Source organism: Sphingomonas jaspsi DSM 18422 (assembly GCF_000585415.1).
Taxonomy (GTDB): domain Bacteria; phylum Pseudomonadota; class Alphaproteobacteria; order Sphingomonadales; family Sphingomonadaceae; genus Sphingomicrobium; species Sphingomicrobium jaspsi.
The window spans coordinates 1,766,956-1,789,338 of the sequence record NZ_KK073876.1 but is presented as its reverse complement, the minus strand read 5'-3'; the positions used below and the strand labels follow the sequence as shown (position 1 = coordinate 1,789,338).

The window sequence follows — 22,383 nt, the reverse complement described above, 5'->3', positions numbered from 1 at the left end:
GTCCCTTGAAAAGGCCGGGCGACGGGTCGTCAGTCGGTTTTCTTCACGGTGCCCAGTGCAGCCTGTCCGCTGCTCTTGGCGGCGTCGCGCAGCCCATTGAGCAGCGATTGAACGGCATTGGCGCCGGCGTCGCGCGTGATGTTAAGTTCCGCCAGCTTTTCACGGCCTGCCTCTTTGGCGGCAGCAGCGGCGTCGCGGGCGGTCCCTGTAATTTTACGTCCGGCATCGCCTAGTAGCCGCTCTTCGGCCTTGGTCTTCGGGAGGAGCGCCGCAATCAATGCGCCGATCGCAAGGCCGCCGCCGAGCGCGACGAGCGGATTGGTGTCGATGCCGTCCTTGGCCTTCGCCTTGGCCTCCGTCGCCTTTTCGCGGGCAGCATCATAGGCTTCGACCGCGCGTTCGCGGCTATGGTCGAAGGCGTCGGTGGCGCGATCGCGAAGGGTCGGGGTCTCAGGGGTCTGACGGGCACTCATGTCACTTCTCCACTTTCTTGGCTGTCGCCCTAGGCGCCCGGGCAGGGGCAGCCTTGGTCGCAGCGCGAGGTTTCGGTTTTGCGGGTCGCTGAACCGTAACCGCTGACGCATCGGTCCCGGCCGTCGATCCAATCGCTTCTTTCTTCCACCCAGACTTTTTAGGTCCCGTTCTCTTCTTGGGCGACGTCATGACGTCATATGCGCTGACCGCCGCATCCTTGAGCGGCTCGCGAGCGAGGAATGCGGTCAGCGCCGCGACGATCCCGCCGAATACAAGCGGCCGCTTCTTCACCGCATCCACCGCATTTTCGGCCAAGTCGGCTCCCTTGTCCTTGGCGTTTTCCCACACGTCGCTGATGATCCGCTTGGGCGCCAGCAGGTCCGCGAAGTCGCTGACGGTGTCGACCAGTCGGTCGCGGGTGCGGTCGACCTCGCTCTCGGCCAACGCCAGCTTATGTTCCTTAATCAGCGGCACGGTCGAACGCCTTTCGGGCCATCATGGCGACCAGCATGGTGGCGCCTGCGACCACCAGGATGGCGGTCAAGCCGCCGAGATAGGGGCCGATCAACTGGCTGAACCACATCACGACGGCCAGGCAGAGGATGACGGTCGTGGCGAAGGCAAGGAAAAGCGCCAGTGCCGCGAGGATCGCGGCGTTCCGGTAGCGGATCGCCTTGATCTGTACGCGGGCCTTGGCAAGTTCGAATTCGGCCTGGGCATAGGCCCGGCCATCATCGAGAAGCTGGCGAAACATGCCGCCAACCGTTTGCCCATCGTCGTCGCCACCCCCTGGCTGAACCATGTCGCTTAGTCTTCCTTGTCCTGGTCGAGACCGGCCTTCACGAGGCGGACCAGCGCAAAGCCGATGATGGCCGCGCCGGCGAGCGCCACGCCCGGGCTCTTGCGGACGAATTCGCGGGTATCCTCGATCAATTCGTCGGCGTCCTTGGCGGAGAGTTTGTTGGCGGCTTCCTCGATCGCGCCCGCTGCCTTGCGGGCGTAGTCGCCATATTCCGAGCCGAGCCGTTCATCGAGGCTGGCAGCCGTGTCGCCAATCATCTTGGAAACATTGCCAAGCGCTTCGCCCGAGCGTTCCAGGCCCTGGCCGACGAGGCCGCGAGCCTTGTCCGCCGCCTGGCCCGACAATTTGCCGGTTTCGGTCTTCAGCGTCTGCAATGCCTTGTCCTTGGCCGTCGGTGTTGTCACGATGAGGGCCTCCTCGCTCTCGGTCGCCGCGGCACCGGCGATGATCTTATCGGTGCCTTCGGGAAGTGTGTTGTCAGTCGTCGCCATATTTGCCTCCTGCTTTGCAACTTCAACCCGCCAGCCCGCCCCATCGTTCCGGGATCGAAAGGCAAAGTTGCACGCTTTGGCGCGGGCCGTATAGGGGCGTCGCAGAAACCCTTGGCCGTTTCATCGAAAAGGACCCGATTCCATGACCGCGATCGTCGATATCCACGCCCGCCAAATCCTCGACAGCCGCGGCAACCCGACGGTCGAAGTCGACGTTACGCTGGAAGACGGTTCGATGGGCCGCGCCGCGGTGCCGTCGGGCGCGTCGACCGGGGCGCATGAAGCGGTCGAAAAGCGCGACGGCGACAAGAACCGCTGGGGCGGGAAGGGCGTCAGCGAAGCGGTGCGCGCGGTCAACGGCGAGATCGCCAATGCCGTCGTCGGCTATGAAGCCGAAGACCAGGCCGAGATCGATGCGGTGATGATCGACCTCGACGGTTCGGACAATAAGGGCAACCTCGGCGCCAATGCGATCCTCGGCGTCAGCCTGGCGGTCGCCAAGGCGGCGGCGGAAGCGAGCGGGCTGCCGCTGTATCGCTATGTTGGCGGCGTCGGCGCGACCATCCTTCCGGTGCCGATGATGAACATCCTCAACGGCGGCGCCCATGCCGACAATCCGATCGACTTCCAGGAATTCATGGTGATGCCTGTCGGCGCGCCCGACTTTTCCGAAGCGCTGCGCTGCGGCACCGAGATTTTTCATGCGCTGAAGGGCGCACTGCATGCCAAGGGCCTGTCGACCGCGGTTGGCGATGAAGGCGGGTTCGCGCCGAACATCGCCTCGGCCCGCGCCGCACTCGACTTTATCGGCGAAGCGACGGCCAAGGCCGGCTATGCGCTGGGCAAGGACGTTCTGATCGCGCTCGACTGCGCCTCGACCGAATTTTTCAGGGACGGCGCCTACGCGATGGAAGGCGAAGGGCGGACGCTGTCGCCTGACGAGATGGCCGCTTACCTCGCCGAATTGGCCGATGCCTATCCGATCGCGTCGATCGAGGATGGCATGGCCGAGGACGATATGGCGGGCTGGAAGGCGCTGACCGGCAAGGTCGGAGGCCGCGTCCAGCTGGTCGGTGACGACCTGTTCGTGACCAACGAGAAGCGCCTGGCCAAGGGGATCGAGGATGGCATCGCCAATTCGATCCTGGTCAAGGTCAACCAGATCGGCACGCTGACCGAGACCGTGAATGCGGTGCGCCTGGCCCAGTCGTCGGGCTACACCGCGGTCATGTCGCACCGGTCGGGCGAGACGGAGGATTCGACCATCGCAGACCTCGCCGTTGCGCTGTCGTGCGGGCAGATCAAGACCGGCAGCCTGGCGCGGTCGGATCGCACCGCAAAGTACAACCAGCTTCTGCGTATCGAAGAGGAACTGGGCGACACGGCGCGGTATCCGGGCGTTTCGGCGTTGCGGGCCTACAACGCTCGCTAACCGTCTCGAATCTTTTTGTGAATCGTGAGGCTGAAAGCCCTTGCCTTCATGGCGTCTTTCTGATTCTGTGAGGCTATGAAACGGGGGAATGCCACCAGGATGATCAAGCGCGCGGCATGGCCTGCCGTGGCGTTCGTCATCGTCGGCACGTTCGCCGGCCATGCCATTGCCGGTCCCAACGGGCTGTTGGCTTGGCGCGGCTATGCGCAGGACCTCGACAAGCGCAAGACGGAACTGGCGCAGCTTCAGGAAGAGCGCTCGCAGCTCAAGCACCGCTCCCAGTTGCTCGATCCGCGCAAGGCCGATCCCGACATGGCTGACGAATTGATCCGCAAGGATCTTGGGCTTGTCCGATCCGATGAAGTGATCGTCCCGCTCGCGGACTGACCGGCCGCCTTGCCGGTCGATTTATTGCCCTGAATAGCTATTCTTGACGCTACGGCATTGCCGAGCGCCGTCCCGACTGCCTATAGGCGGCGCGGACGATTTGGTGAGATGGAGACGTACGTGGCGAAAACCGCCAGCAAGGCCGCGCCCAAGACCGCTGCGCCTGCTACCCCCAACCGCGAACGGCCTAACGAGCCGCAGCCCTACAAGGCGTCGAAGGACGAGTTGCTCGACTTCTACAAGCAGATGCTGCTCATCCGCCGCTTCGAAGAGCGGGCGGGCCAGCTCTACGGCCTCGGCCTGATCGGCGGCTTCTGTCACCTCTACATCGGCCAGGAAGCGGTCGCGGTCGGCTTGCAAAGCGCGATGAAGGTCGGGCGGGACAGCGTCATCACCGGCTATCGCGATCACGGCCATATGCTGGCCTATGGCATCGATCCCAAGGTGATCATGGCCGAACTGACGGGACGCGCCGCCGGCATTTCGCGCGGTAAGGGTGGGTCGATGCACATGTTCAGCGTCGAACATGGCTTTTACGGCGGCCATGGCATCGTCGGCGCGCAGGTCGCGCTCGGCACCGGTCTCGCCTTCAAGCACCAGTACAGCGGCGATGGCGGTACTTGCCTCGCTTATTTCGGTGACGGCGCGGCCAATCAGGGCCAGGTCTATGAAAGCTTTAACATGGCGAAGCTGTGGGACCTGCCGGTTATCTACGCGATCGAGAATAACAAATATGCCATGGGCACCGCGGTCGAACGCTCGGCATCGGAGCCGGACTTCTACAAGCGCGGCGAAAGCTTCCGCATTCCGGGTATCCAGGTCGACGGTATGGACGTGCTTGCGGTTCGCGGCGCCGCCGAAGAAGCGATGGCCTGGACCCAGGCGGGGAAGGGGCCAATCATCCTCGAACTTCTCACTTATCGCTACCGCGGCCACTCGATGAGCGACCCGGCCAAATATCGCAGCAAAGAAGAGGTGCAGGATTATCGCGAACATCGCGATCCTATCGACCATGCCGCGAAGCTGCTGGAGGCCGAAGGATTTTCGGCCGATGATCTCAAGAAGATCGATAAGGAAATCAAGGAAATCGTGGTGGAAGCTGCGAAGTTTGCCGAAGATGCGCCCGAGCCCGATGCGGCCGAACTGTACACCGACGTGCTGGTGGAGAGCTACTGATGGCGGTCGAACTGAAGATGCCCGCGCTCTCGCCGACGATGGAGGAGGGCACGCTCGCCAAATGGCTGGTCAAGGAAGGCGATGAAGTCTCCTCGGGCGACATCCTTGCCGAGATCGAGACGGACAAGGCGACGATGGAATTCGAGGCGGTCGACGAAGGCACGATCAGCAAGATCCTCGTTCCCGAAGGCACCGACGGCGTAAAGGTCGGTACGGTCATCGCGCTGATGGGCGGCGAGGGCGAAGTGGCCGCGCCGGTGGCCGCCAGCCAGCCGGTTGAGCAGACCCCGGCAGCGCCGGCTGCCCCGGTCGATGCACTCAAGCCCGTCGCCAAGGCGCCGACGATGAAGGCGACGGACGTTCCCGCGGGGACAGAGATGCGCGCGACCACCGTCCGCGAGGCGCTGCGCGATGCAATGGCCGAAGAAATGCGCCGCGACGAGCGCGTCTTCGTGATGGGCGAAGAAGTTGCCCAGTACCAGGGCGCTTACAAGGTCACCCAGGGCCTGCTCGACGAATTCGGGCCGAAGCGGGTCATCGATACGCCGATCACCGAATATGGCTTTGCCGGGATCGGGTCGGGCGCCGCGATGGGCGGGCTTCGTCCGATTATCGAATTCATGACCTTCAACTTCGCCATGCAGGCGATCGACCACATCATCAATTCGGCGGCAAAGACCAATTACATGTCCGGCGGCCAGATGCGCTGCCCGATCGTCTTCCGCGGCCCCAACGGCGCGGCGAGCCGGGTCGGCGCGCAGCACAGCCAGAATTACGGGCCATGGTACGCCAGCGTGCCGGGCCTGATCGTGATCTGCCCCTATGACAGCGCCGACGCCAAGGGGCTGCTCAAGGCGGCGATCCGCAGCGAAGATCCGGTCGTCTTCCTCGAAAACGAGCTGCTCTATGGCCAGAGCTTCGACGTCCCGCAGGTCGACGACTATGTCCTGCCGATCGGCAAGGCGCGGATCATGCGCGAGGGCAAGGACGTGACCATCGTCAGCTATTCGATCGGCGTCGGCGTCAGCCTTGAAGCCGCCGACAAGCTGGCCGACGAAGGGATCGACGCGGAGGTGATCGACCTTCGCACCCTGCGCCCGCTCGATACGGAAACGGTTCTGACCTCGCTCGCCAAGACCAACCGCGTGGTGGTGGTCGAGGAAGGCTGGCCAGTCTGTTCGATCGCGTCCGAAATCATGGCGGTGTGCATGGAACAGGGCTTCGACGACCTCGATGCCCCGGTCGCGCGCGTGACAAACGTCGACGTGCCGCTGCCCTATGCCGCAAACCTCGAGAAGCTGGCGCTTATCAAGGTCGATGACGTCGTCAAGGCGGCCAAGGCGGTATCCTATCGCTGAGCCGCAGCGGGACCTCGATCTCGTCCGGCTATATTGGCCGGTCGAGGTGAGGCCCGCCTTCGATGCACTGTTCGCAATCGACGCCGCGCTGGCGGAGGTCGTGATGTCGTCGACCCAGCCAGCCCTTGGCGCGATCCGCCTGGCCTGGTGGCGTGAGGCGCTGGAACGGCTCGACAGCGCGCCGGCGCCGGCCGAACCGCGATTGCAGGCGGTAGCCCGGCAGCTTCTGCCGAAGGGGGTCACGGGACGCCTGCTGGCCGAAATGGAAGACGGCTATGCGGCGCTGCTCGATGACGAGATCGACGCCGACCGGGTCGCAGCGGGCGGCGCAGCGCTGTTCCGTGCTGCCGCGTTGTTGCTGGACGGCGACGCGCCCTTGCTCGAAAAGGCGGGCGAGATTTTCGCGGTCGCGACGGCGGCAAGGCGCGGTCTGATGGCGATTCCTGCCGATTTGGACTTGCGCGATCTCGAGGGACGGCGGGTGCCGCGACGGTTACGCCCACTCACGGCGCTTGCCCGGCTTGCAGCCCGCGACGTCAAACATGCTCCGGCGCTGGAACCTGAGGCCAGTCCGGCGCGTGCTGTTGCGCTGGTCAGCCACAAATTGTTCGGGACCATTGCCTGATCGAAACGAGCCGCTAAGCTGCCCCGGCCGGATTGCGTTACCCTGGAGGGGTCATGCTGCGTTACGTCGCCGGTGCTGCAAGCGTTTTCCTGTTGATGATCGGAGGCCTGCTGTTTTGGCAGGGGAGGGCCGAAACGACTCCCATGCCGACGGCGCCGGCGGCAAGGTTCGCCGCTGCTCCATCGCAGCCCCTGACGCTCAAACCCATTCCCGATGCACCCTCGGCCGATCCCAAGTCGAAGGAAGAAAAGCGCTTCGCCCGCGCCGACAAGAATGAGGACGGTCGGATCACGCTGGCCGAGCTGGTCGAACCGCGACGCAAGCCCTTCGCCAAGCTGGACCTCGACCATGACGGCAAGCTGAGCTTCGAAGAATGGGCGGTCAGGACGATCGATAAATTCAACGATGCAGACGCCGACAAAAGCAAGTCGCTGACCCCGGCCGAATATTCCACGACCGCCCCCAAGCGAAAAGCCAAGCCCGCCTGCAGTTGCAGTTAGGCGCCCAGCCAGTCCTTGAGCGCGGCGCGGGCGCGGTCGGTGTAGAGCTTCTTGCGATCCGCTTTCCTTATCTTGGGACCGGTCAGTGGCGGCATCAGCCCGAAGTTGATGTTCATCGGCTGATAGCTTTCCGCATCGGCCCCGCCCGTAATGTGATGCAATAGGGCGCCAAGCGCGGTTTCCGGCGGCGGCGGCGGCAAGGATGCGCCGTTCTTCTCAGCCGCTGCGAAGCGCGCCGCCAGCAGGCCGACCGCCGCGCTTTCGACATAGCCCTCGCAACCCGTGATCTGGCCGGCGAAGCGGATGTGGGGCAGCGCCTTGAGGCGCAGTTCGCCGTCCAGCAGTTCGGGCGACTTGATGAAGCTGTTGCGGTGGATTCCGCCCAGCCGCGCGAATTCGGCATTTTCGAGGCCCGGAATGGTGCGGAAGATGCGGACCTGCTCGCCATGTTTCAGCTTGGTTTGGAAGCCGACCATGTTCCACAATGTGCCGAGCGCATTGTCCTGGCGCAACTGGACGCAGGCGTATGGCCAGCGGCCGTTGGGATGTTCGGGGGTGGCAGTGTGCGGATTGTCGAGCCCGACGCCCTTCATCGGGCCATAGCGTAGCGTTTCGACCCCGCGTGCCGCCATGACTTCGATCGGCATGCAGCCCTCGAAATAGGGCGTGTTCTTCTCCCACTCCTTGAACTCGGTTTTCTCGCCGTCGTTCAGGGCAGTGACGAAGGCTTCATACTGCTCCTTGGTCAGCGGGCAATTGATGTAGTCCTTGCCGCCCTTGTCCCAGCGCGCCGCCATCCAGCAGACGTCCATGTCGATGCTGTCGCGATGCACGATGGGCGCGATGGCGTCGAAAAAGGCCAGCGCGTCGGAGCCGGTGACCTTTGCGATCGCATCGGCTAGTCCGGGCGCGGTGAGGGGGCCGGTAGCAACAATGGTCGAGCCTTCTGTGGGCAGCTCGTCGATCCGTTCGCGAATGATGGTGATGTTGGGGTGTGCCGACAGGCGCGCGGTTACTTCCGCAGCGAAGGCCTCACGGTCGACGGCGAGGGCGGAACCCGCGGGTACGCGGTGGAGGTCTGCGCAGGTCATGATCAGGCTGTCGAGCGCGCGCATCTCTTGGTGGATCAGTCCGACGGCATTGCTTTCGGCGTCGTCGCTGCGAAAGCTGTTAGAGCAGACCATTTCCGCCAAGCGGTCGCTTTCGTGCGCAGGGGTACTGTCTCCGCCACCTCGCATTTCGCTAAGGCGTACCTTAAGGCCGGCATTGGCAAGCTGCCACGCAGCTTCCGAACCGGCGAGGCCGCCGCCGATGATGTGAATGTCGTGCATTTGGTCGCTCATGGAGGCCGCGCCTTAGCGAGCGCGGCCCCGTTCGACCAGTGTTAGACGTCGGCCAGTTCGGCGGGCTTGGTTTCGTTGGTGAGAAGCGCTTCGATGTCCGGGATCGAGTGTCCGGTCATTTCCTTCGCGATTTCGACCACGACGCGGCGTTCCGCCTCCTTGTGAAGTTTCTTGCGCAATTCGCCCAGCGTCTTGGGCGGGGCGATGATGGCGAGCGCGTCGAAGTCATTGGCGAGCGCGCGCTTGTTTACCTCTTCGGCGGCATTGTGCGCCCAGCGGTCCTCTTCCAATTGCTTGAAGTCGGTCTCTTCGTAAGTCGAATGCCCGTAGCCGCCCGACTGTTGCGTCGTGCCGGGCGCATCGCTTGCCAGATCGCGATTGAAATCGGCGTCGTCGCGCTCGTCATGCGCCTCGGTGCGCAGATCGATCTGGTTCTGGTCGCCCTCGTTGCGGAAGAAGAGCGTCTTGCGCCCGTCGGTGACGAGGACGAGGGCGTTGTTGGCGAGGGGCATGGCGGTCTCCTTCTTGTTGTCGGTTACCCGATCAACGAAGCGGAGACCGCCGCCGTTCCTATGGTCTATTCGCCGTCGGCGGGGCCTGCCGCTTCGTCGGCACCGATCATCGCGCCGGTGTCGGGTGCGATCTCGTTGCCGCCTTCGAGTTCGATTTCTTCCTCTTCGCTTTCGTCGATGCGGGCGACCGAAACCACACGTTCGTTGTTGGCGACGTTGAAGATGGTGACGCCTTGTGTGTTACGTCCCGCGATGCGGATGTCGCCGACGGTGGTGCGGATCATCTTGCCCTGGTCGGTGACCAGCATCAGCGATTCGCCGGGCTTGACCGGGAAGCTGGCGACGACGCCGCCGTTGCGTTCCGAGGTGACGATGTTGATGATGCCCTGTCCGCCGCGACCGGTGCGGCGATATTCGTAGGTCGAGCTGCGCTTGCCATAGCCGTTTTCGGTGACGGTCAGCAGGAACTGCTCATTGTCGGCCATCGCGGCATATTTTTCTTCGCTGAGCCCTTCGGCGCCGCTGTTGTCGCGCCAGCGGGGCGACTTCAGATAGGCCTCGCGTTCCTCGGCCGAATTTCCGCCACGGCGCAGGATCGACATGGAGATGACCTGGTCGTCATCGAGTAGGCGGATACCGCGCACGCCCATCGAGGCGCGGCTCTGGAATTCGCGGACGTCGGTCGACTTGAAGCGGATCGCCTTGCCGTTGCGGGTTGCGAGCAGGCAGTCGTCTTCCTCGGTCAGCAGTTCGACCCCGATCAGGCGGTCGAGATTATCCTCTTCGCCTTCATCGCCTTCGTCGGCATTGCCGAACTTCATTGCGATCTTGCCGGCGGTGGGGATGTTGGTGAAGGCGTCCATCGAGTTGCGACGCACGGTGCCGCGAGCTGTCGCGAACATGATGTGGAGGTTCTTCCACTCCTCCTCGTCCTGCGGCAGCGGAAGCACGGTGGTGACGGTTTCGCCCGCCGACAGCGGCAGGATGTTGACCATCGGGCGGCCCTTGGCGGTCGGCCCGCCTTCGGGCAGGCGCCACACCTTCATGCGATAGACGCGGCCGATGTTGGTGAAGAACAGCACCGGATTGTGGGTCGAGGTGACAAATAGCGAGGTGACGATATCCTCGTCCTTGGTCGCCATGCCGCTACGACCCTTGCCGCCGCGCTTCTGTTCGCGGAACAGGGCTAGGGGGGTGCGCTTGATGTAGCCGGTCATGGTCACGGTGACGACCATGTCCTCGACCTCGATCAGGTCCTCGTCATCGATCCCGTCGGCGGCGGGCGCAATTTCAGCGACGCGCGGAGTCGCAAATTCGCGTTCGACCTCGTCGAATTCCTCCAGCATCACTTCATAAAGACGCGCGCGATTGCCGAGGATTTCGAGCAGCTCGCCGATCGTTTTCGACAGTTCTTCCAGTTCGCCGCCGATTTCGTCGCGACCCAGCGCAGTAAGGCGATGCAGGCGCAGTTCGAGGATCGCCTTCACCTGGGCTTCGCTGAGGCGGTAGGTGGTGCCCGATGCCTGCGGTTCCACGGCTTCGATCAGCGCGATGTAGGGCCGGATCTGTTCGCCGTCCCATTCGCGCTGGAGCAGCGTTTCGCGCGCTTCGGCCGGAGTGGATGAACCGCGGATCAACTTCACCACCTCGTCGAGGTTGGTGACCGCGACGACCAGGCCGAGCAAGATGTGCGCGCGTTCGCGGGCCTTGAGCAGCTCGTACTTCGAGCGGCGGGTGATGACCTCTTCGCGGAACTTGACGAAGCTTTCGATGATGTCGCGCAGGCTGAGCGTTTCCGGCCGGCCGCCACGGATGGCGAGCATATTGGCCGGGAAACTCGACTGGGCGGGAGTGTGACGCCACAGCTGGTTGAGCACCACTTCCGGGGTCGCATCGCGCTTCAGGTCGATGACGATGCGGACGCCGAGGCGGCTCGATTCGTCGCGAATGTCGGAAACGCCCTCGATCCGCTTTTCCTTCGCGGCTTCGGCGATTTTTTCGACCAGGCCCGACTTGCCGACCTGGTAGGGGATGGCCGTCAGCACGATCGAGCGGCGGTCGCCCCGGCCTTCTTCGACATGCGCACGACTGCGCATCATGATCGAACCGCGACCCGTAGTGTAGGCGCTGCGGATGCCCGACGTGCCGAGGATCAGCGGCGCGGTCGGGAAGTCCGGGCCCTTCACATGTTCCATCAGCCCTTCGACGCCGATCGCCGGGTCGGCGATGTAGGCGCGGCAGGCGTTGAGCACTTCGCCGAGGTTGTGCGGGGGGATATTGGTCGCCATGCCGACCGCGATGCCGCCGGCGCCGTTGACCAGCAGGTTGGGGAAGCGGGCCGGGAGGACCTGCGGCTCGCTTTCCGACGCGTCATAGTTTGGCGTGAAAGCGACCGTATCCTTGTCGATGTCGCCGAGCAGGAAGTTCGCGACCTTGGCGAGGCGCGCTTCGGTATAGCGCATCGCGGCGGGCGGATCGGGGTCCATCGAGCCGAAGTTGCCCTGGCCGTCGATCAGCGGCACGCGCATCGACCAGTCCTGGGTCATTCGGGCCAGCGCGTCGTAAATCGCGCTGTCGCCATGCGGGTGATATTTACCCATGACGTCGCCGACGATGCGGCTCGACTTGCGGTACTGGCGGCCCGCGACATAGCCCGCTTCCTGGCAGGCGTAGAGGATGCGGCGGTGAACCGGCTTCAACCCGTCGCGCACGTCGGGCAGCGCGCGCGCCACAATGACGCTCATCGCATAGTCGAGGTAGCTGGTCTTCATCTCCTCGACGATAGAGATGGGGGCAATATCGCCGGCGGGCGGCGGGGTCTGTTCGTCAACCGGAGGCTGGGTCGCCAAGGGAAATCCTGTCGTGTTTGTTCTTGTTTCTACGCGGTAAGAATCACCCGCGCCGAAGCGGGCATCCCCCGCTGTCCCTGCTAGCCGATGGGGGACAGCATGACCACCCCGTGCGCGCTCGCGCGTGTGCACGCGCGCGAGGGACCGGCGCTGTCATGGGGTGTGACGGGTCACGCCGAGTCCGGCATTTCGCCTTGCTTTACAAACAGTTCAAAGGCCGTTCACCTGCGCGACGCCATTCCGCCTTTCCGCAACGGGGCATCCGGTATATGGCCGCGCCCGCAAAAAGTTTTTCACATGGCGTTCGGCCGATCCGGCCGGTCGCCAAGAGGAGATCGAGATGAAGCTTTCCCGAATCGCGATTGGCCTGCTGGCCGGCACCATGTTCATGAGCCCGGCGCTCGCCGCCCAGTCGGACAAGGCCGCGCCCGCCGCCCAGCAGCCTGCGCAAGATACCTACAAGCCCAAGATTTCGTCGGGTGCCGCCAAGGCATTCCAGGAATTCCAGGCGGCCGTGGTGTCCAAGGATCGCGCTGCGATCGCGGCGAAGCTGCCTGCGGTGCAGGAAGCGGCGAAGTCCAAGGACGAAAAATATGCGCTCGCCCGCCTTCAGCTGCAGGCGGCTGCCGACGTCCAGGACCTGCCGGCAATGGTAGCGGCCGTCGAGGCCATCCTTGCCACGCAGGTCGTCCCGGCGTCGACCGTGATGCCGCTCTACACCAACATCGGCAAGGTGCAGTACAACAACAAGCAGTTCGCCGAAGCGTCGAAGACCTTCGACCGCGTGCTGCAGCTTGATCCTGCCAACCGCGACATTCTGCTTCTGCAGGCCGAAACGCTGGGCAAGCAGGGACGCGCCGCGGAGGGCCTGGCGCTGGTCGACCGTGCGATCGCGGCCGAGGAAGCCGCCAATGGCAAGGCCAGCGAAAGCCTTCTGCGCTTCGCGTTCGCGACCGCCTACAACAACAAGATCCCGAGCTTTGCCGAGCGTTCGGTCAAGCTGGTGACGACCTATCCGACCCAGGCGAACTGGACCGAAGCGCTGCACATCTACCAGCGTGGACGGAACATGGACCCGGTGGCGGCGATCGACGTGTCGCGCTTGCTCTATGCCGTCAACGGCATGAATACGCCGAACGACTACTACCGCTACGCCACCGCCGCCGTCACCAAGGGTTTCCCGGGTGAAGCCAAGGCCGTCATGGAAGCGGGTTTCCAGGCCGGCACGATCGCCAAGACCGACGCGGACATCGCCGCGCTTTACGCGTCGGCCGTCGCCAAGTCGCAAGGTGACCGCGCCTCGCTCGCTGCCCAGGCGAAGACGGCTTCGGCCTCGCCGGACGGCAAGAAGGCGATCATCATCGGCGACGCCTACTATGGCTATGGCGATTACCCGGCCGCGATTGCGCTGTATCGTAGCGCGCTGACCAAGGCGGGCGTCGACAAGGACCTGGCTAACCTGCACCTCGGCATGGCGCTGGCCCGCAGCGGTGACAAGGCGGGCGCAAAGGCAGCGCTGTCGGCAGTCGGCGGTGTCCAGGCCGCGACCGCCAAGTTCTGGCTGGCTTACGCCGGCTAAGCCTACAGCCAACCAACAATAGGGACGCCGGCGCCAATCGCGCCGGCGTCCTTTTTTGTGCCAAATCGGGATGGTTAACCGCCGGCCCCTGTGCGTCCGTTCCCCGGCGCGGCAAGGCAAGTTTCCTGCGCATGGGCGCGAGGTGCGGAGTGAAACTTGCGGTTTGACGATCGGCTACGGACTGCGATTACCCAACCTGTCGTGGACGAACACGACCGGATCGTGCGGTGGCGCCAGCTGATCGACCTTCTGGCGCGACTGCCTGAGACGCATGACGGGGCTCTGGCGGACGCCGCCTTCGCCCTTGTCGAGCGCGAAGCGGTGGCAATCCCCGAAGCGGTTCGAGCTGCCACAGCGCGTCAAGCGGCCGCCTATCCGCTCGATCCGCGGGTCGTCGCGCTGTTCGCCCGCGACAAACTGGTCGTGGCCGCTCCGGTGCTGGCAAGCGCCAACCTGAGCGCCATGGAATGGCACGACATCGCGCGCGATTGCAGCGCAGAGGTGGCCAACTTCATCCAGACCCTGGCGCGAACCGTCCCGCTGGCGTCGCGCGATACGGTCCCGGCGATTGAGCCGAACCTGCCATCCCCAACGAATGCCGATCCAATCGATGAGGACGACGGCGAACCGCCCAGCATCAGCCAGATGGTCGCACGCATCGAGCAGCTTCGATCGCGCCGCGACGGGGGGGATGACATTGCCAAGGCGAGCCCACCCGTCGCTGCTCCGGCAATACCGAAACCGGCACCCTCCTATGAAGCGGTGCCGGCGGGTGCGGGACTGTTCCGCTGGGAAAGCGACAGCGAAGGCCGGATCGTGTGGGTCGATGGCATCCCTCGCGGCGCTCTTGTGGGTCAGTCGCTGGGCGAGACGTCCGGCGCGCAGGGCATCGGGCGGGCGCTGGCCGAACGCGAACCCTTCGCCGACCAGACAATGACGCTCGAAACGCCCGCGGTTGGCGGCCCTTGGCAATTGTCCGGCGTACCCGCCTTTTCACCGGTCGACGGCCACTTCCTGGGCTATCGTGGCGTTGCGCGCCAGCCGGACGCTCAGCAGGAGAGCGGCGGACCGGAGCGCAGAATAAACGTCCGGCCAGGGCGGAAAGTCGACCTGGATGCGCTGCGCGAGACCATCCACGACATCAAGACTCCGCTCAATGCGATCATCGGCTTCGCCGAAATCATCGACGGCCAATATCTCGGCCCTGCGCACCGCAACTATCGCCAGCGGGCCGCCGAAATCGTGACGCAGGCCCGGATGCTGCTCGAAGCTGTGCAGGATCTGGACATAGCCGCCAGGATGCAGGCTGCCGGGCAGGAAGCCGGCAATGGCAGTCGGCTTGTCGATGTCTTCAATTCGATCGAACCCGAACTTCAGGATCGCGCGGCGAACATTGGCGCTTTGCTATCGCTGCACCCGGCGGGAAGGACGGACCGCTCAGCACTGTCGATCGATCTGGCGACCCGATTGCTGCGCCGATATATCGGATCGGTGATCGATGCAGCGGCGCCGGGCGAGAAAATAACGGTCACCGCCAGCCGAGATGATGACAAGGTCGTCGTTGCGGTTACGCGGCCGGCATCGACGACATCGATGAGCGAATCCATGCTGCTCGATCCAGCGGCGGCCGATCAGGGCGGCCTGCTGGGCCTCGGGTTTTCGCTCCGTCTGCTGCGCGGTCTGGTGAGGCTGGTGGGTGGCGACCTGTCGATCGGCCCGGAACGCATCGAACTGCTGCTTCCCGCCGACTGAACGGCCTTGCGCACCCCTATATCTCGCCGCTATCGCCGCCGCGGCAGGTGGGGCCTGTAGCTCAATTGGTTAGAGCTGGCCGCTCATAACGGCTTGGTTGCGGGTTCGAGTCCTGCCGGGCCCACCAGTCCCTTGCGGCACCGAGCGCAGGGGAGCGATGGCGTTCGCACCCGTGCGGCGGCGCTCCGTGAGTCGATAATGGTCGGGGAGACAGGATTCGAACCTGCGACCCTCTGCTCCCAAAGCAGATGCGCTACCAGACTGCGCTACTCCCCGACGCCGTGGCGCGCCCTATCAGGCACACGCCGCGGTGGGAAGCGTCAACGTTTGCGCTTCGTTGGCGACGCATTGGGTTCGATCGGCCCGGCGAGGATGGCCAGCGCAGCCGTCCAGGCGGCAACATTCTGCTTCAGTTGCGCAGGGTCGATCTTGTCCAGCGTATCGTCCGGGGTGTGGTGATAGTCGAAGTAGCGCGTTCCGTCCTGGCTCAACCCGACCCCTGGCAGGCCGTCGGCCAGCATCGGGCCGATATCCGACCCGTCAGCTTCTTCGAACGACCCTGTGACGATGCCGAGCGGCGCCAGCGCCGCGCCGATGCGGCGCGCTTCGTCCAGACGGTCCTTGCCCAGCTGGCTTTCGACCCGCCAGATGCGGTCGGCACCGAAATCGCTTTCCAGCAGCGCGTAATGCGGCAACTTGCCGTAGCGGGCGCGATAGTCGAGCCCGCCGAACAATCCGATTTCTTCCGAGCCGAACCAGACGATGCGGATCGTGCGAAGAGGCCTGCCGCCATCCATGATGCGCTTCGCGGCGGCGGTCGCGATGGCGACGCCCGACGCGTCGTCGATGGCGCCGGTACCAAGGTCCCAGCTGTCGAGATGGCCGCCGACCAGGATCGGTGCGAGCGACGGGTCGCGTCCGGGGATTTCGGCGATGACATTGCCCGACGTTCCTTGGCGCGTCTGGCTGACCAGCGTCAGTCGCAGCGTTACCGGTTGGCCCCGCTTCAGGATGCGCTGAAGTTGGAGGGCGTCGGGAACCGAAATAGCCCCGGCAGGGATGGGCGTGGCGCCGTCGCCGAACGTCTGCACCCCGGTGTGCGGATTGCGGTGCAGGTCTGTGCCAGCCGATCGGACGATGATCGCGATCGCGCCCTTCTTTGACGCCAGCGTGGGTCCCGAGCGGCGCGGGGTGCCGCCGGGTCCATAGCTCGACCCGTCCTGGGTCGGCTTCATATTATGGTCGATGAAGACGATCTTGCCCTTCACCGCGGCGTCGGGCGCGGCGCGCAATTCTTCGACCGAATTATAGGCCACGATTTCGCCCGTGACGCCCGCCGGACCGGTCGAGGCACTGTTGCCCAATGCCGCCACGGCCAGCTTCTGCGGGAAGGGCGACAGGATTTCCGCGCTTTCCGCGCCGCGCGTCCAGACCGGAACGGGGAATTCCTCGACCCGGACGTCGGCGAAGCCCATTGCGGTCAGACGCTTCACCGCCCAGGCCCGGGCGCGGGCTTCGGCGTCCGTACCGGCCAGCCGTTGTCCGACCTCGGTCGTCAGCCCTTCGACGATGTCCCAGGCATAATGGTCGTTCGCCAAGGCGTCGTCGCGCATGGCGGCGATGCGGCCGTCGACGATGACCGGGGCGGCCTGTTGTTGCTGGGCGGCAAGCGGGGCGGCGGCCGCGACGAGCAGCGCGACAGTGAGCGACATCCTGATCATGACGACTTGGCTAGCCGCGCGCCGAGCGGCTGTCACCGCCATTCGTCGAAAATCTACAACAGTCGCAGCTGCGCGCCCTGCGGCGGTTCGAACTGGTCTGAGCGGAGCGCGAATTTGGCGCGCACCAGCCCGTGTCGCCGGGTCGCCTTTCCGAACCGGTCTTCCATCAGCTTGCCCCATGGGCCCTTGCCACGCATCCGGCTGAAGAAGCCGGGATCATTGTCCTTGCCGCCGCGCATCGACTGGATGGTCGTCATGACCTTGCCTGCACGATCGGGGAAATGATCGTCGAGCCATGCGCGGAACAGCGGCGCCACCTCGTGCGGCAGGCGTACGGGCAGGAAAAAGCCGCCCCGTGCGCCGGCCTCGGCCGCAGCGGCAACGATCGCCTCCATCTCATGATCGGTGATCTGGGGAATGACCGGCGCGATCGACACATAGGCCGGGACGCCGGCATCGGTCAGCGCCTTGATTGCCGCCAACCGTTTGCGCGGTGCGGGGGCGCGCGGTTCGAGCGTGCGATGAATGGCGGGATCCAGCGTCGTTACCGAGATCGCCACTGCCGCAATGCCGATTCTAGCCGCCGCGGTCAGGATGTCGAGGTCGCGCAGCACCCGGTCCGACTTGGTGGTAATGGTGAAGGGGTGCTTCGTTTCCAGCAGAAGTTCGAGGACGGATCGTGTGATGCGCCATTCCTCCTCGATCGGCTGATAGGGGTCGGTGTTGGTGCCGAGCGCGATCGGGGCGACTTCATATCCGGGTCGCGCCAGCGCCGAATGCAGCAACTTCGCCGCATCGGGCTTGGCGAATAGGCGGCTTTCGAAATCCACGCCGGGCGACAGGTCATGGTAGGCATGGGTCGGTCGCGCGAAGCAGTAGATGCAGCCATGCTCGCAGCCGCGATAGGAGTTCACGGAGCGATCGAAGCCAATGTCCGGGCTGCTGTTTCGCGTCAAAATCGTCTTCGGCCTTTCGACCGTAACGCTGGTGCGGCGGGGCACGATGCCATCGAGCGATTCGACACTGTCGAGCCAGTCGCCATCCTGCACCCGGTCCTTCAGATTGAAGCGGGTTGGCGTGTGGTTGCGGGTCGCACCGCGTCCCATGATCGATTCGACGGGCATGGATCAAGCATGCCCGAACGAAGAGAACAAATAAAGAACGAATTAGCGGCGTACGGTCGGGAATGCGGGCCATTTATGCTGGGCGAGCGCGGTGAGGGTCGGGATGGGTTCGCCTTTCAGGCCTTGGATCACCCACATATTCCGCATGACCGTCGGGACGTAGTAGCGCGTTTCCCAGTAGGGAATGCTTTCCATCCACAGCAGGGGATCGCCGCGATCGTTGATGGTCCAGCGGGCGACGGGAAGCGGCCCTGCATTGTAAGCGGCAATCACCTTGGGCAACTGGCCCTTCGTGGCGGCTGCATTGCGGATCAGTTCGATGAACGCTTGGCCATAGTCGATGTTGGCCAACGGGTCCTTGAGCGAGCTGGCGCTGAACGACAGGCCGCGCGACCGCGCGGTGTCGCCCGCCGTCCCAGGCCTGACCTGCATCAGGCCGACCGCACCCGCAGCGCTGACGGCTTCGGTGCGGAAATTGCTCTCCTGGATGATATGGGCGTAGGCCAGCGCCGGATCGACCCGCCAGCCGTTGTAAGGCACCCAGGCCGGGATCGGATAGCGATCGGCCGGGTCGACACGTGCGCCGGCAGGGCCGAAGTGGGCCAGCCAGAACTGGGCGCCCGGAAGCGACATTTTTTCGGCGACCCGGATCAATCCGGCATGATCCGACGGATTGCCGATCTTTGCTTGGTGCCGGATCAATTCTTCGGCAGCAGCGCGGCGGCCCATCGCCAGCAGCGATTGCGCCCGGCGTATGTTGGGCAGCATTTCAAGCCGTGCCAAGTCGCGCGGGGGCAGGGGCCGCGCCATCCGGTGGTCCATCCCCAGCGTTTCGCGCGCCAGGATGCCGTAAAAGGTTTCGTTCGACCGTGCTGCCGATTGCAGCAGGCCGCGAACGAGGGACGGGCGGCGGCAGGCCTGCGCCGAACGAGCTGCCCAGAAATAGGCACCCGCTTGGAGTTCCCAGTCACGCATCAATCGCGCCGCGTCGCTGAATGCATTGAAGGCGGACGCGCAGTCGCCAAGCCGCCACGAGGCCAGTCCGCTGATCCAAGCCGACTGGCCCGCCCATTCACCACTATTTTCGGCGCGACCCTGTTCGCCGAGCCGCCGGGCGTCGTCGTCGCGGCCGGCCACATAGTAGATCCACGCGACACGCTGCAGCAGCTCTGCACGCGCTTCAGGAACAGCGATGGTGGTCATCGCTTCCAGCATCATCGCTTCGGCGCCGGGGCCATCGTCGGCCTTAACGAACGGATCGAGCTGTCCGCGTAGAAGGTCGGCGGTGGGATCGCCGACCGCTGGCCGGGTTTTCGTCCGTCGCGGCGCGACCCCAAGGTTCAGCATCGGTCGCGGATAGGCGTAGGTGGGGACGATCGCGTCGCCGCGGCCGGCTGCCATCTTCGCCAGCTGCGCCGCCTGCGGCAGTTCGGGGGCGGCGGCAATCAGATCGACCAGGGCCTGCTGGCTGACCTTGGGCGACCCTTTGGCAACGTAAAGCTCTGCCAGCGCGTAGGGCCGGAGCGGGTCGTCAGGAAGGCCGGCAATGCCCTGCCGCGCGCCTTCCCAATCGCCGATGTCGATTTCCCGCAGGACGCCGGCCCAGTCATGTGGCACGACGACCGGGACGGTCGGCAGCTTCGGCGGCTGGATGGCGCCAGCTTTGGTGTCGGTCTGCGGGACGCTGACGTCGCGATCGCCGTCGGGGGACAAGGGGGCCAGCGGGTCGTCCGCCGGTTGGGCGCCAAGGGGCGCTGCCGCCACCACCGACAACAACAGCAAGCCCGTCCGCCTCATTCGCCCTCACTCATCAACAATTGCAGGTCTTTCCACGCGAGGGCCTTGTCCGACGGTCGGTGCAGCAGCCAGCGGGGGTGAAAGGTCGCGATCGTGCGCACGCCTTCGACTTTGTGGATCCGGCCCCTTGCCCGTGCGAGCGATTCGCCGATCAGCGCGCGTGCGGGGGCGTCGCCGAACAGGATCAGGCGCTCGGGCTTGGCTAGGCGAACATGATCGCGCGCGATGCTGCCGCAGCGGTCCAACTCGTCGCGCCCGATCCGTGCGCCCGGGGCGTGGAAACAAGACAGTGAAGCCTGATAGGCCGTCGACGAATCGAGCCCGATGGCTTTCAGCATCCGCTCCATCAGCTCGGCTGCCTCACCCCCGAACGGTTTTCCGGCTGCCGCATCGTCGCGGTCGGGAAGGTCGCCGATCACCATGACGGGTGCCGACTCGTCGCCCCGTGGCGCGATGCGAACGGCACCGGGCCTATTCATCGGCAAGTCGTGGGCGGACGACAGCCAATCGCGAAATTGCGCCAGATTTTCCGGACTTGCCGTAGCGGCGGGCGGAACCGTCTTGGGCGACGGGAGCGGGCTCGCGCTGCGTAACCAGGCACGCGGCTGGTCGTCGACGGCGACGTCGACGCCGCTCAGTCGCCACCAGTCCAACAGGCTTTCGACCGTCGCGCGATCCAAGGATTCGATATTCCCACCCACGGCGCTACTGTCGACCAAGGTTGACGGCGCGGTCAAGGAATTGGCAGGGCTGGCGGGCCGGAAAGATGGCGCGGCGCGACAGGAAGCGCCGCAAACCAGGAATGAGGACAGGGATGAGTCAGCGGGAATCGATGGAATATGACGTCGTCGTCGTCGGGGCCGGCGTCGCCGGGCTGAGTGCCGCGATCCGCCTGAAACAACTGGCCGAAGAAAAGGGACGCGACCTGTCGGTCTGCGTGCTCGAAAAGGGCAGTGAGGTCGGGGCCCACATCCTGTCAGGTGCGGTGTTCGACCCCAAGGCGCTCGACGAACTCATCCCCGACGCAAAGGACAAGGGTGCGCCGCTCAATGTCCCGGTGACCGAAAACCACCATTGGGTGCTGACGCGAAAGAAGCATTTTTCGATCCCGCACCTCTTCACTCCGCCCTTCATGCACAACAAGGGCACCTATACGCTGAGCCTCGGCAATCTGACCCGCTGGCTGGCTGGCCAGGCCGAAGCGCTTGGCGTCGAGATTTTCCCGGGCTTCGCGGCGGCCGAAATCCTGTTCAACGAGGATGGCAGCGTGAAGGGCGTCGCAACGGGCGACATGGGCGTGGCGCGCGACGGCACGCACAAGCCCGACTACCAGCCGGGGATGGAATTGCACGCGCGCTACACCTTCTTTGCCGAAGGCGCGCGCGGCCACCTGACCAAGGAACTGACCCGCATCTTTGACCTTCGCAAGGAAAGCGGACCGCAGGTTTTCGGTATCGGGATCAAGGAACTGTGGGACGTTCCTGCGGATAGACATCATCCGGGTCGTGTCATCCACACGCAGGGGTGGCCGCTCGACGACGCATGGGGAGGGGGCTTCCTCTACCATCAGGAAAATGGCCAGGTGGCGCTCGGCTTCGTTACGGCACTCGATTACCGCAATCCCTATCTGTCGCCGTTCGAGGAATTCCAGCGGTGGAAGACCCATCCGGCGATCCGCGCCGAAATCGAAGGCGGCAAGCGGATCAGCTACGGCGCCCGCGCGATCAACGAGGGCGGCTGGCAGTCCGTCCCGCAGCTGGCCTTCCCGGGCGGCGCGCTGATCGGCTGCGCCGCCGGCTTCGTCAACGTGCCGCGGATCAAGGGCAGCCACACGGCCATGAAGTCGGGGATGCTGGCGGCCGAAGCGGCGTTCGAGGCCATCGCCGCGGATCGCAGGGGCGATGTCCTGTCGACCTACGAGCCTGCGGTGCGATCGAGCTGGATCGCCGACGAGCTGAAGACCGTGCGCAATGCGCAGCCGGCGGTCGCGAAATGGGGGTCGACCATCGGGACGGTCTTCGCCGGCTTCGACATGTGGCTGAACTATCTGAAATTGAAGACGCCCTGGACGCTGAAGCATCACCCCGATCACAGCCAGATCGGACGCAAGGAACATTACCACCCGATCGACTATCCCAAGCCCGACGGGAAAATCAGTTTCGACCGTCTGTCGTCGGTGTTCCTGTCGAACACCAACCATGAGGAAGATCAGCCGATCCACCTGACGCTGAAGGACCCGGAGGTCCCGATCACGGTCAACCTGGCCTGCTACGATTCGCCGGAACAACGCTACTGCCCGGCCGGGGTCTATGAGATCGTCGAGGACAGCGGTTCACCGCGGCTTCAGATCAATGCGCAGAACTGTGTCCACTGCAAGACATGCGACATCAAGGATCCGACCCAGAACATCAACTGGGTGGTTCCGGAAGGCGGTGGAGGTCCCAATTACCCCAACATGTAA

The 22,383-nt window shown here is 64.6% G+C and carries 20 protein-coding genes and 2 tRNA genes; 10 read left to right on the top strand and 12 right to left on the bottom strand.

Annotated elements, in window-relative coordinates; translation table 11 throughout:
• Window positions 1-29: 29 nt before the first annotated feature.
• From G570_RS09210 to G570_RS09195, 4 genes are read right to left on the bottom strand one after another with little or no spacing between them, the layout of a single operon-like run.
• The gene (locus tag G570_RS09210) at window positions 30-473 is read right to left on the bottom strand and encodes a DUF883 family protein (RefSeq protein ID WP_051504234.1); all 444 of its coding nucleotides are present in this window, start codon (window positions 471-473) and stop codon (window positions 30-32) included.
• Between the two features lies 1 nt (window position 474).
• Entirely contained in the window at window positions 475-948 is a 474-nt protein-coding gene (locus G570_RS09205) for a DUF3618 domain-containing protein (RefSeq protein WP_084607759.1), read from the bottom strand.
• Window positions 935-1,228 carry a phage holin family protein gene (locus tag G570_RS09200; RefSeq protein WP_051504233.1) on the bottom strand — a complete coding sequence of 98 codons (294 nt, stop codon included), beginning with the start codon at window positions 1,226-1,228 and terminating at the stop codon, window positions 935-937. Before G570_RS09200 ends, G570_RS09205 begins: the two co-directional genes overlap by 14 nt.
• Before the next feature lie 53 nt (window positions 1,229-1,281).
• On the bottom strand, window positions 1,282-1,767 hold the full coding sequence (locus G570_RS09195; RefSeq protein WP_037501526.1) for a hypothetical protein: 486 nt from the start codon (window positions 1,765-1,767) through the stop codon (window positions 1,282-1,284).
• 142 nt (window positions 1,768-1,909) lie between these two features.
• Between G570_RS09195 and eno the strand changes: the two genes are divergently transcribed.
• From eno to G570_RS09165, 6 genes are all read left to right on the top strand, one after another.
• Window positions 1,910-3,199, top strand: coding sequence for a phosphopyruvate hydratase (gene eno / locus G570_RS09190; protein WP_037501524.1), 1,290 nt, complete (start codon window positions 1,910-1,912; stop codon window positions 3,197-3,199).
• A gap of 75 nt (window positions 3,200-3,274) precedes the next feature.
• The gene (locus G570_RS09185) at window positions 3,275-3,586 is read left to right on the top strand and encodes an FtsB family cell division protein (RefSeq protein WP_037501522.1); all 312 of its coding nucleotides are present in this window, start codon (window positions 3,275-3,277) and stop codon (window positions 3,584-3,586) included.
• 108 nt (window positions 3,587-3,694) lie between these two features.
• Entirely contained in the window at window positions 3,695-4,762 is a 1,068-nt protein-coding gene (pdhA, locus tag G570_RS09180) for a pyruvate dehydrogenase (acetyl-transferring) E1 component subunit alpha (RefSeq protein WP_084607643.1), read from the top strand.
• Window positions 4,762-6,120: a pyruvate dehydrogenase complex E1 component subunit beta gene (locus G570_RS09175; RefSeq protein ID WP_037501520.1), complete on the top strand. Its 1,359-nt coding sequence runs from the start codon at window positions 4,762-4,764 to the stop codon at window positions 6,118-6,120. Before pdhA ends, G570_RS09175 begins: the two co-directional genes overlap by 1 nt.
• The gene (locus G570_RS09170; RefSeq protein ID WP_342665233.1) at window positions 6,041-6,745 is read left to right on the top strand and encodes a squalene/phytoene synthase family protein; all 705 of its coding nucleotides are present in this window, start codon (window positions 6,041-6,043) and stop codon (window positions 6,743-6,745) included. The genes G570_RS09175 and G570_RS09170 overlap by 80 nt, the downstream gene beginning before the upstream one ends.
• Window positions 6,746-6,798: 53 nt before the next feature.
• Window positions 6,799-7,245 (top strand): EF-hand domain-containing protein, encoded by a 447-nt coding sequence (locus G570_RS09165; protein ID WP_037501516.1) that lies wholly within the window; start codon window positions 6,799-6,801, stop codon window positions 7,243-7,245.
• On the opposite strand, the gene trmFO is transcribed toward G570_RS09165, so the two are convergent.
• The 3 genes from trmFO to gyrA all read right to left on the bottom strand — a co-directional run bounded on the left by trmFO (window position 7,242) and on the right by gyrA (window position 11,871).
• A complete protein-coding gene (gene trmFO / locus G570_RS09160) occupies window positions 7,242-8,588 on the bottom strand; it encodes a methylenetetrahydrofolate--tRNA-(uracil(54)-C(5))-methyltransferase (FADH(2)-oxidizing) TrmFO (protein ID WP_037501513.1) in 1,347 nt (448 codons plus the stop codon). The genes G570_RS09165 and trmFO overlap by 4 nt on opposite strands.
• Window positions 8,589-8,629: 41 nt before the next feature.
• Window positions 8,630-9,100: a host attachment family protein gene (locus G570_RS09155; RefSeq protein WP_037501510.1), complete on the bottom strand. Its 471-nt coding sequence runs from the start codon at window positions 9,098-9,100 to the stop codon at window positions 8,630-8,632.
• A gap of 65 nt (window positions 9,101-9,165) precedes the next feature.
• Window positions 9,166-11,871, bottom strand: a complete 2,706-nt coding sequence (gene gyrA, locus G570_RS09150; protein ID WP_156930471.1) for a DNA gyrase subunit A — start codon at window positions 11,869-11,871, stop codon at window positions 9,166-9,168.
• 418 nt (window positions 11,872-12,289) lie between these two features.
• On the opposite strand from gyrA, the gene G570_RS09145 reads away from it, so the two are divergent.
• The 3 genes from G570_RS09145 to G570_RS09135 all read left to right on the top strand — a co-directional run bounded on the left by G570_RS09145 (window position 12,290) and on the right by G570_RS09135 (window position 15,407).
• Window positions 12,290-13,528 carry a tetratricopeptide repeat protein gene (locus G570_RS09145; RefSeq protein ID WP_037501504.1) on the top strand — a complete coding sequence of 413 codons (1,239 nt, stop codon included), beginning with the start codon at window positions 12,290-12,292 and terminating at the stop codon, window positions 13,526-13,528.
• Between the two features lie 201 nt (window positions 13,529-13,729).
• Window positions 13,730-15,280 carry a histidine kinase dimerization/phospho-acceptor domain-containing protein gene (locus G570_RS09140; protein WP_037501500.1) on the top strand — a complete coding sequence of 517 codons (1,551 nt, stop codon included), beginning with the start codon at window positions 13,730-13,732 and terminating at the stop codon, window positions 15,278-15,280.
• A gap of 50 nt (window positions 15,281-15,330) precedes the next feature.
• Window positions 15,331-15,407, top strand: a tRNA-Ile gene (locus tag G570_RS09135).
• A gap of 72 nt (window positions 15,408-15,479) precedes the next feature.
• Here G570_RS09135 and G570_RS09130 read toward each other — a convergent pair.
• From G570_RS09130 to G570_RS09110, 5 genes are all read right to left on the bottom strand, one after another.
• Window positions 15,480-15,556, bottom strand: a tRNA-Pro gene (locus G570_RS09130).
• Between the two features lie 44 nt (window positions 15,557-15,600).
• Window positions 15,601-17,001, bottom strand: a complete 1,401-nt coding sequence (locus G570_RS09125; RefSeq protein WP_037504040.1) for a M28 family peptidase — start codon at window positions 16,999-17,001, stop codon at window positions 15,601-15,603.
• A 53-nt stretch (window positions 17,002-17,054) separates the two neighbouring features.
• A complete protein-coding gene (locus tag G570_RS09120; protein ID WP_037501497.1) occupies window positions 17,055-18,125 on the bottom strand; it encodes a PA0069 family radical SAM protein in 1,071 nt (356 codons plus the stop codon).
• Between the two features lie 42 nt (window positions 18,126-18,167).
• Window positions 18,168-19,922, bottom strand: coding sequence for a lytic transglycosylase domain-containing protein (locus G570_RS09115; RefSeq protein WP_051504227.1), 1,755 nt, complete (start codon window positions 19,920-19,922; stop codon window positions 18,168-18,170).
• Window positions 19,919-20,623, bottom strand: coding sequence for a uracil-DNA glycosylase (locus tag G570_RS09110; protein ID WP_156930411.1), 705 nt, complete (start codon window positions 20,621-20,623; stop codon window positions 19,919-19,921). Before G570_RS09110 ends, G570_RS09115 begins: the two co-directional genes overlap by 4 nt.
• Before the next feature lie 113 nt (window positions 20,624-20,736).
• Here G570_RS09110 and G570_RS09105 point away from each other — a divergent pair, with 113 nt between their 5' ends.
• Entirely contained in the window at window positions 20,737-22,383 is a 1,647-nt protein-coding gene (locus tag G570_RS09105) for an electron transfer flavoprotein-ubiquinone oxidoreductase (RefSeq protein ID WP_037501494.1), read from the top strand.

Excerpts from the sequence above, each read along its gene's own strand:
- G570_RS09115 (WP_051504227.1), bottom strand. The coding sequence starts at position 19,922 with ATGAGGCGGACGGGCTTGCTGTTGTTGTCGGTGGTGGCGGCAGCGCCC.
- G570_RS09185 (WP_037501522.1), top strand. The coding sequence starts at position 3,275 with ATGAAACGGGGGAATGCCACCAGGATGATCAAGCGCGCGGCATGGCCT.
- G570_RS09165 (WP_037501516.1), top strand. The coding sequence starts at position 6,799 with ATGCTGCGTTACGTCGCCGGTGCTGCAAGCGTTTTCCTGTTGATGATC.
- eno (WP_037501524.1), top strand. The coding sequence starts at position 1,910 with ATGACCGCGATCGTCGATATCCACGCCCGCCAAATCCTCGACAGCCGC.
- G570_RS09195 (WP_037501526.1), bottom strand. The coding sequence starts at position 1,767 with ATGGCGACGACTGACAACACACTTCCCGAAGGCACCGATAAGATCATC.
- G570_RS09125 (WP_037504040.1), bottom strand. The coding sequence starts at position 17,001 with ATGATCAGGATGTCGCTCACTGTCGCGCTGCTCGTCGCGGCCGCCGCC.
- G570_RS09105 (WP_037501494.1), top strand. The coding sequence starts at position 20,737 with ATGAGTCAGCGGGAATCGATGGAATATGACGTCGTCGTCGTCGGGGCC.
- G570_RS09175 (WP_037501520.1), top strand. The coding sequence starts at position 4,762 with ATGGCGGTCGAACTGAAGATGCCCGCGCTCTCGCCGACGATGGAGGAG.
- G570_RS09170 (WP_342665233.1), top strand. The coding sequence starts at position 6,041 with ATGCCGCAAACCTCGAGAAGCTGGCGCTTATCAAGGTCGATGACGTCG.
- trmFO (WP_037501513.1), bottom strand. The coding sequence starts at position 8,588 with ATGAGCGACCAAATGCACGACATTCACATCATCGGCGGCGGCCTCGCC.
- G570_RS09200 (WP_051504233.1), bottom strand. The coding sequence starts at position 1,228 with ATGTTTCGCCAGCTTCTCGATGATGGCCGGGCCTATGCCCAGGCCGAA.
- G570_RS09155 (WP_037501510.1), bottom strand. The coding sequence starts at position 9,100 with ATGCCCCTCGCCAACAACGCCCTCGTCCTCGTCACCGACGGGCGCAAG.
- G570_RS09120 (WP_037501497.1), bottom strand. The coding sequence starts at position 18,125 with ATGCCCGTCGAATCGATCATGGGACGCGGTGCGACCCGCAACCACACG.
- G570_RS09210 (WP_051504234.1), bottom strand. The coding sequence starts at position 473 with ATGAGTGCCCGTCAGACCCCTGAGACCCCGACCCTTCGCGATCGCGCC.
- gyrA (WP_156930471.1), bottom strand. The coding sequence starts at position 11,871 with ATGAAGACCAGCTACCTCGACTATGCGATGAGCGTCATTGTGGCGCGC.
- pdhA (WP_084607643.1), top strand. The coding sequence starts at position 3,695 with ATGGAGACGTACGTGGCGAAAACCGCCAGCAAGGCCGCGCCCAAGACC.
- G570_RS09145 (WP_037501504.1), top strand. The coding sequence starts at position 12,290 with ATGAAGCTTTCCCGAATCGCGATTGGCCTGCTGGCCGGCACCATGTTC.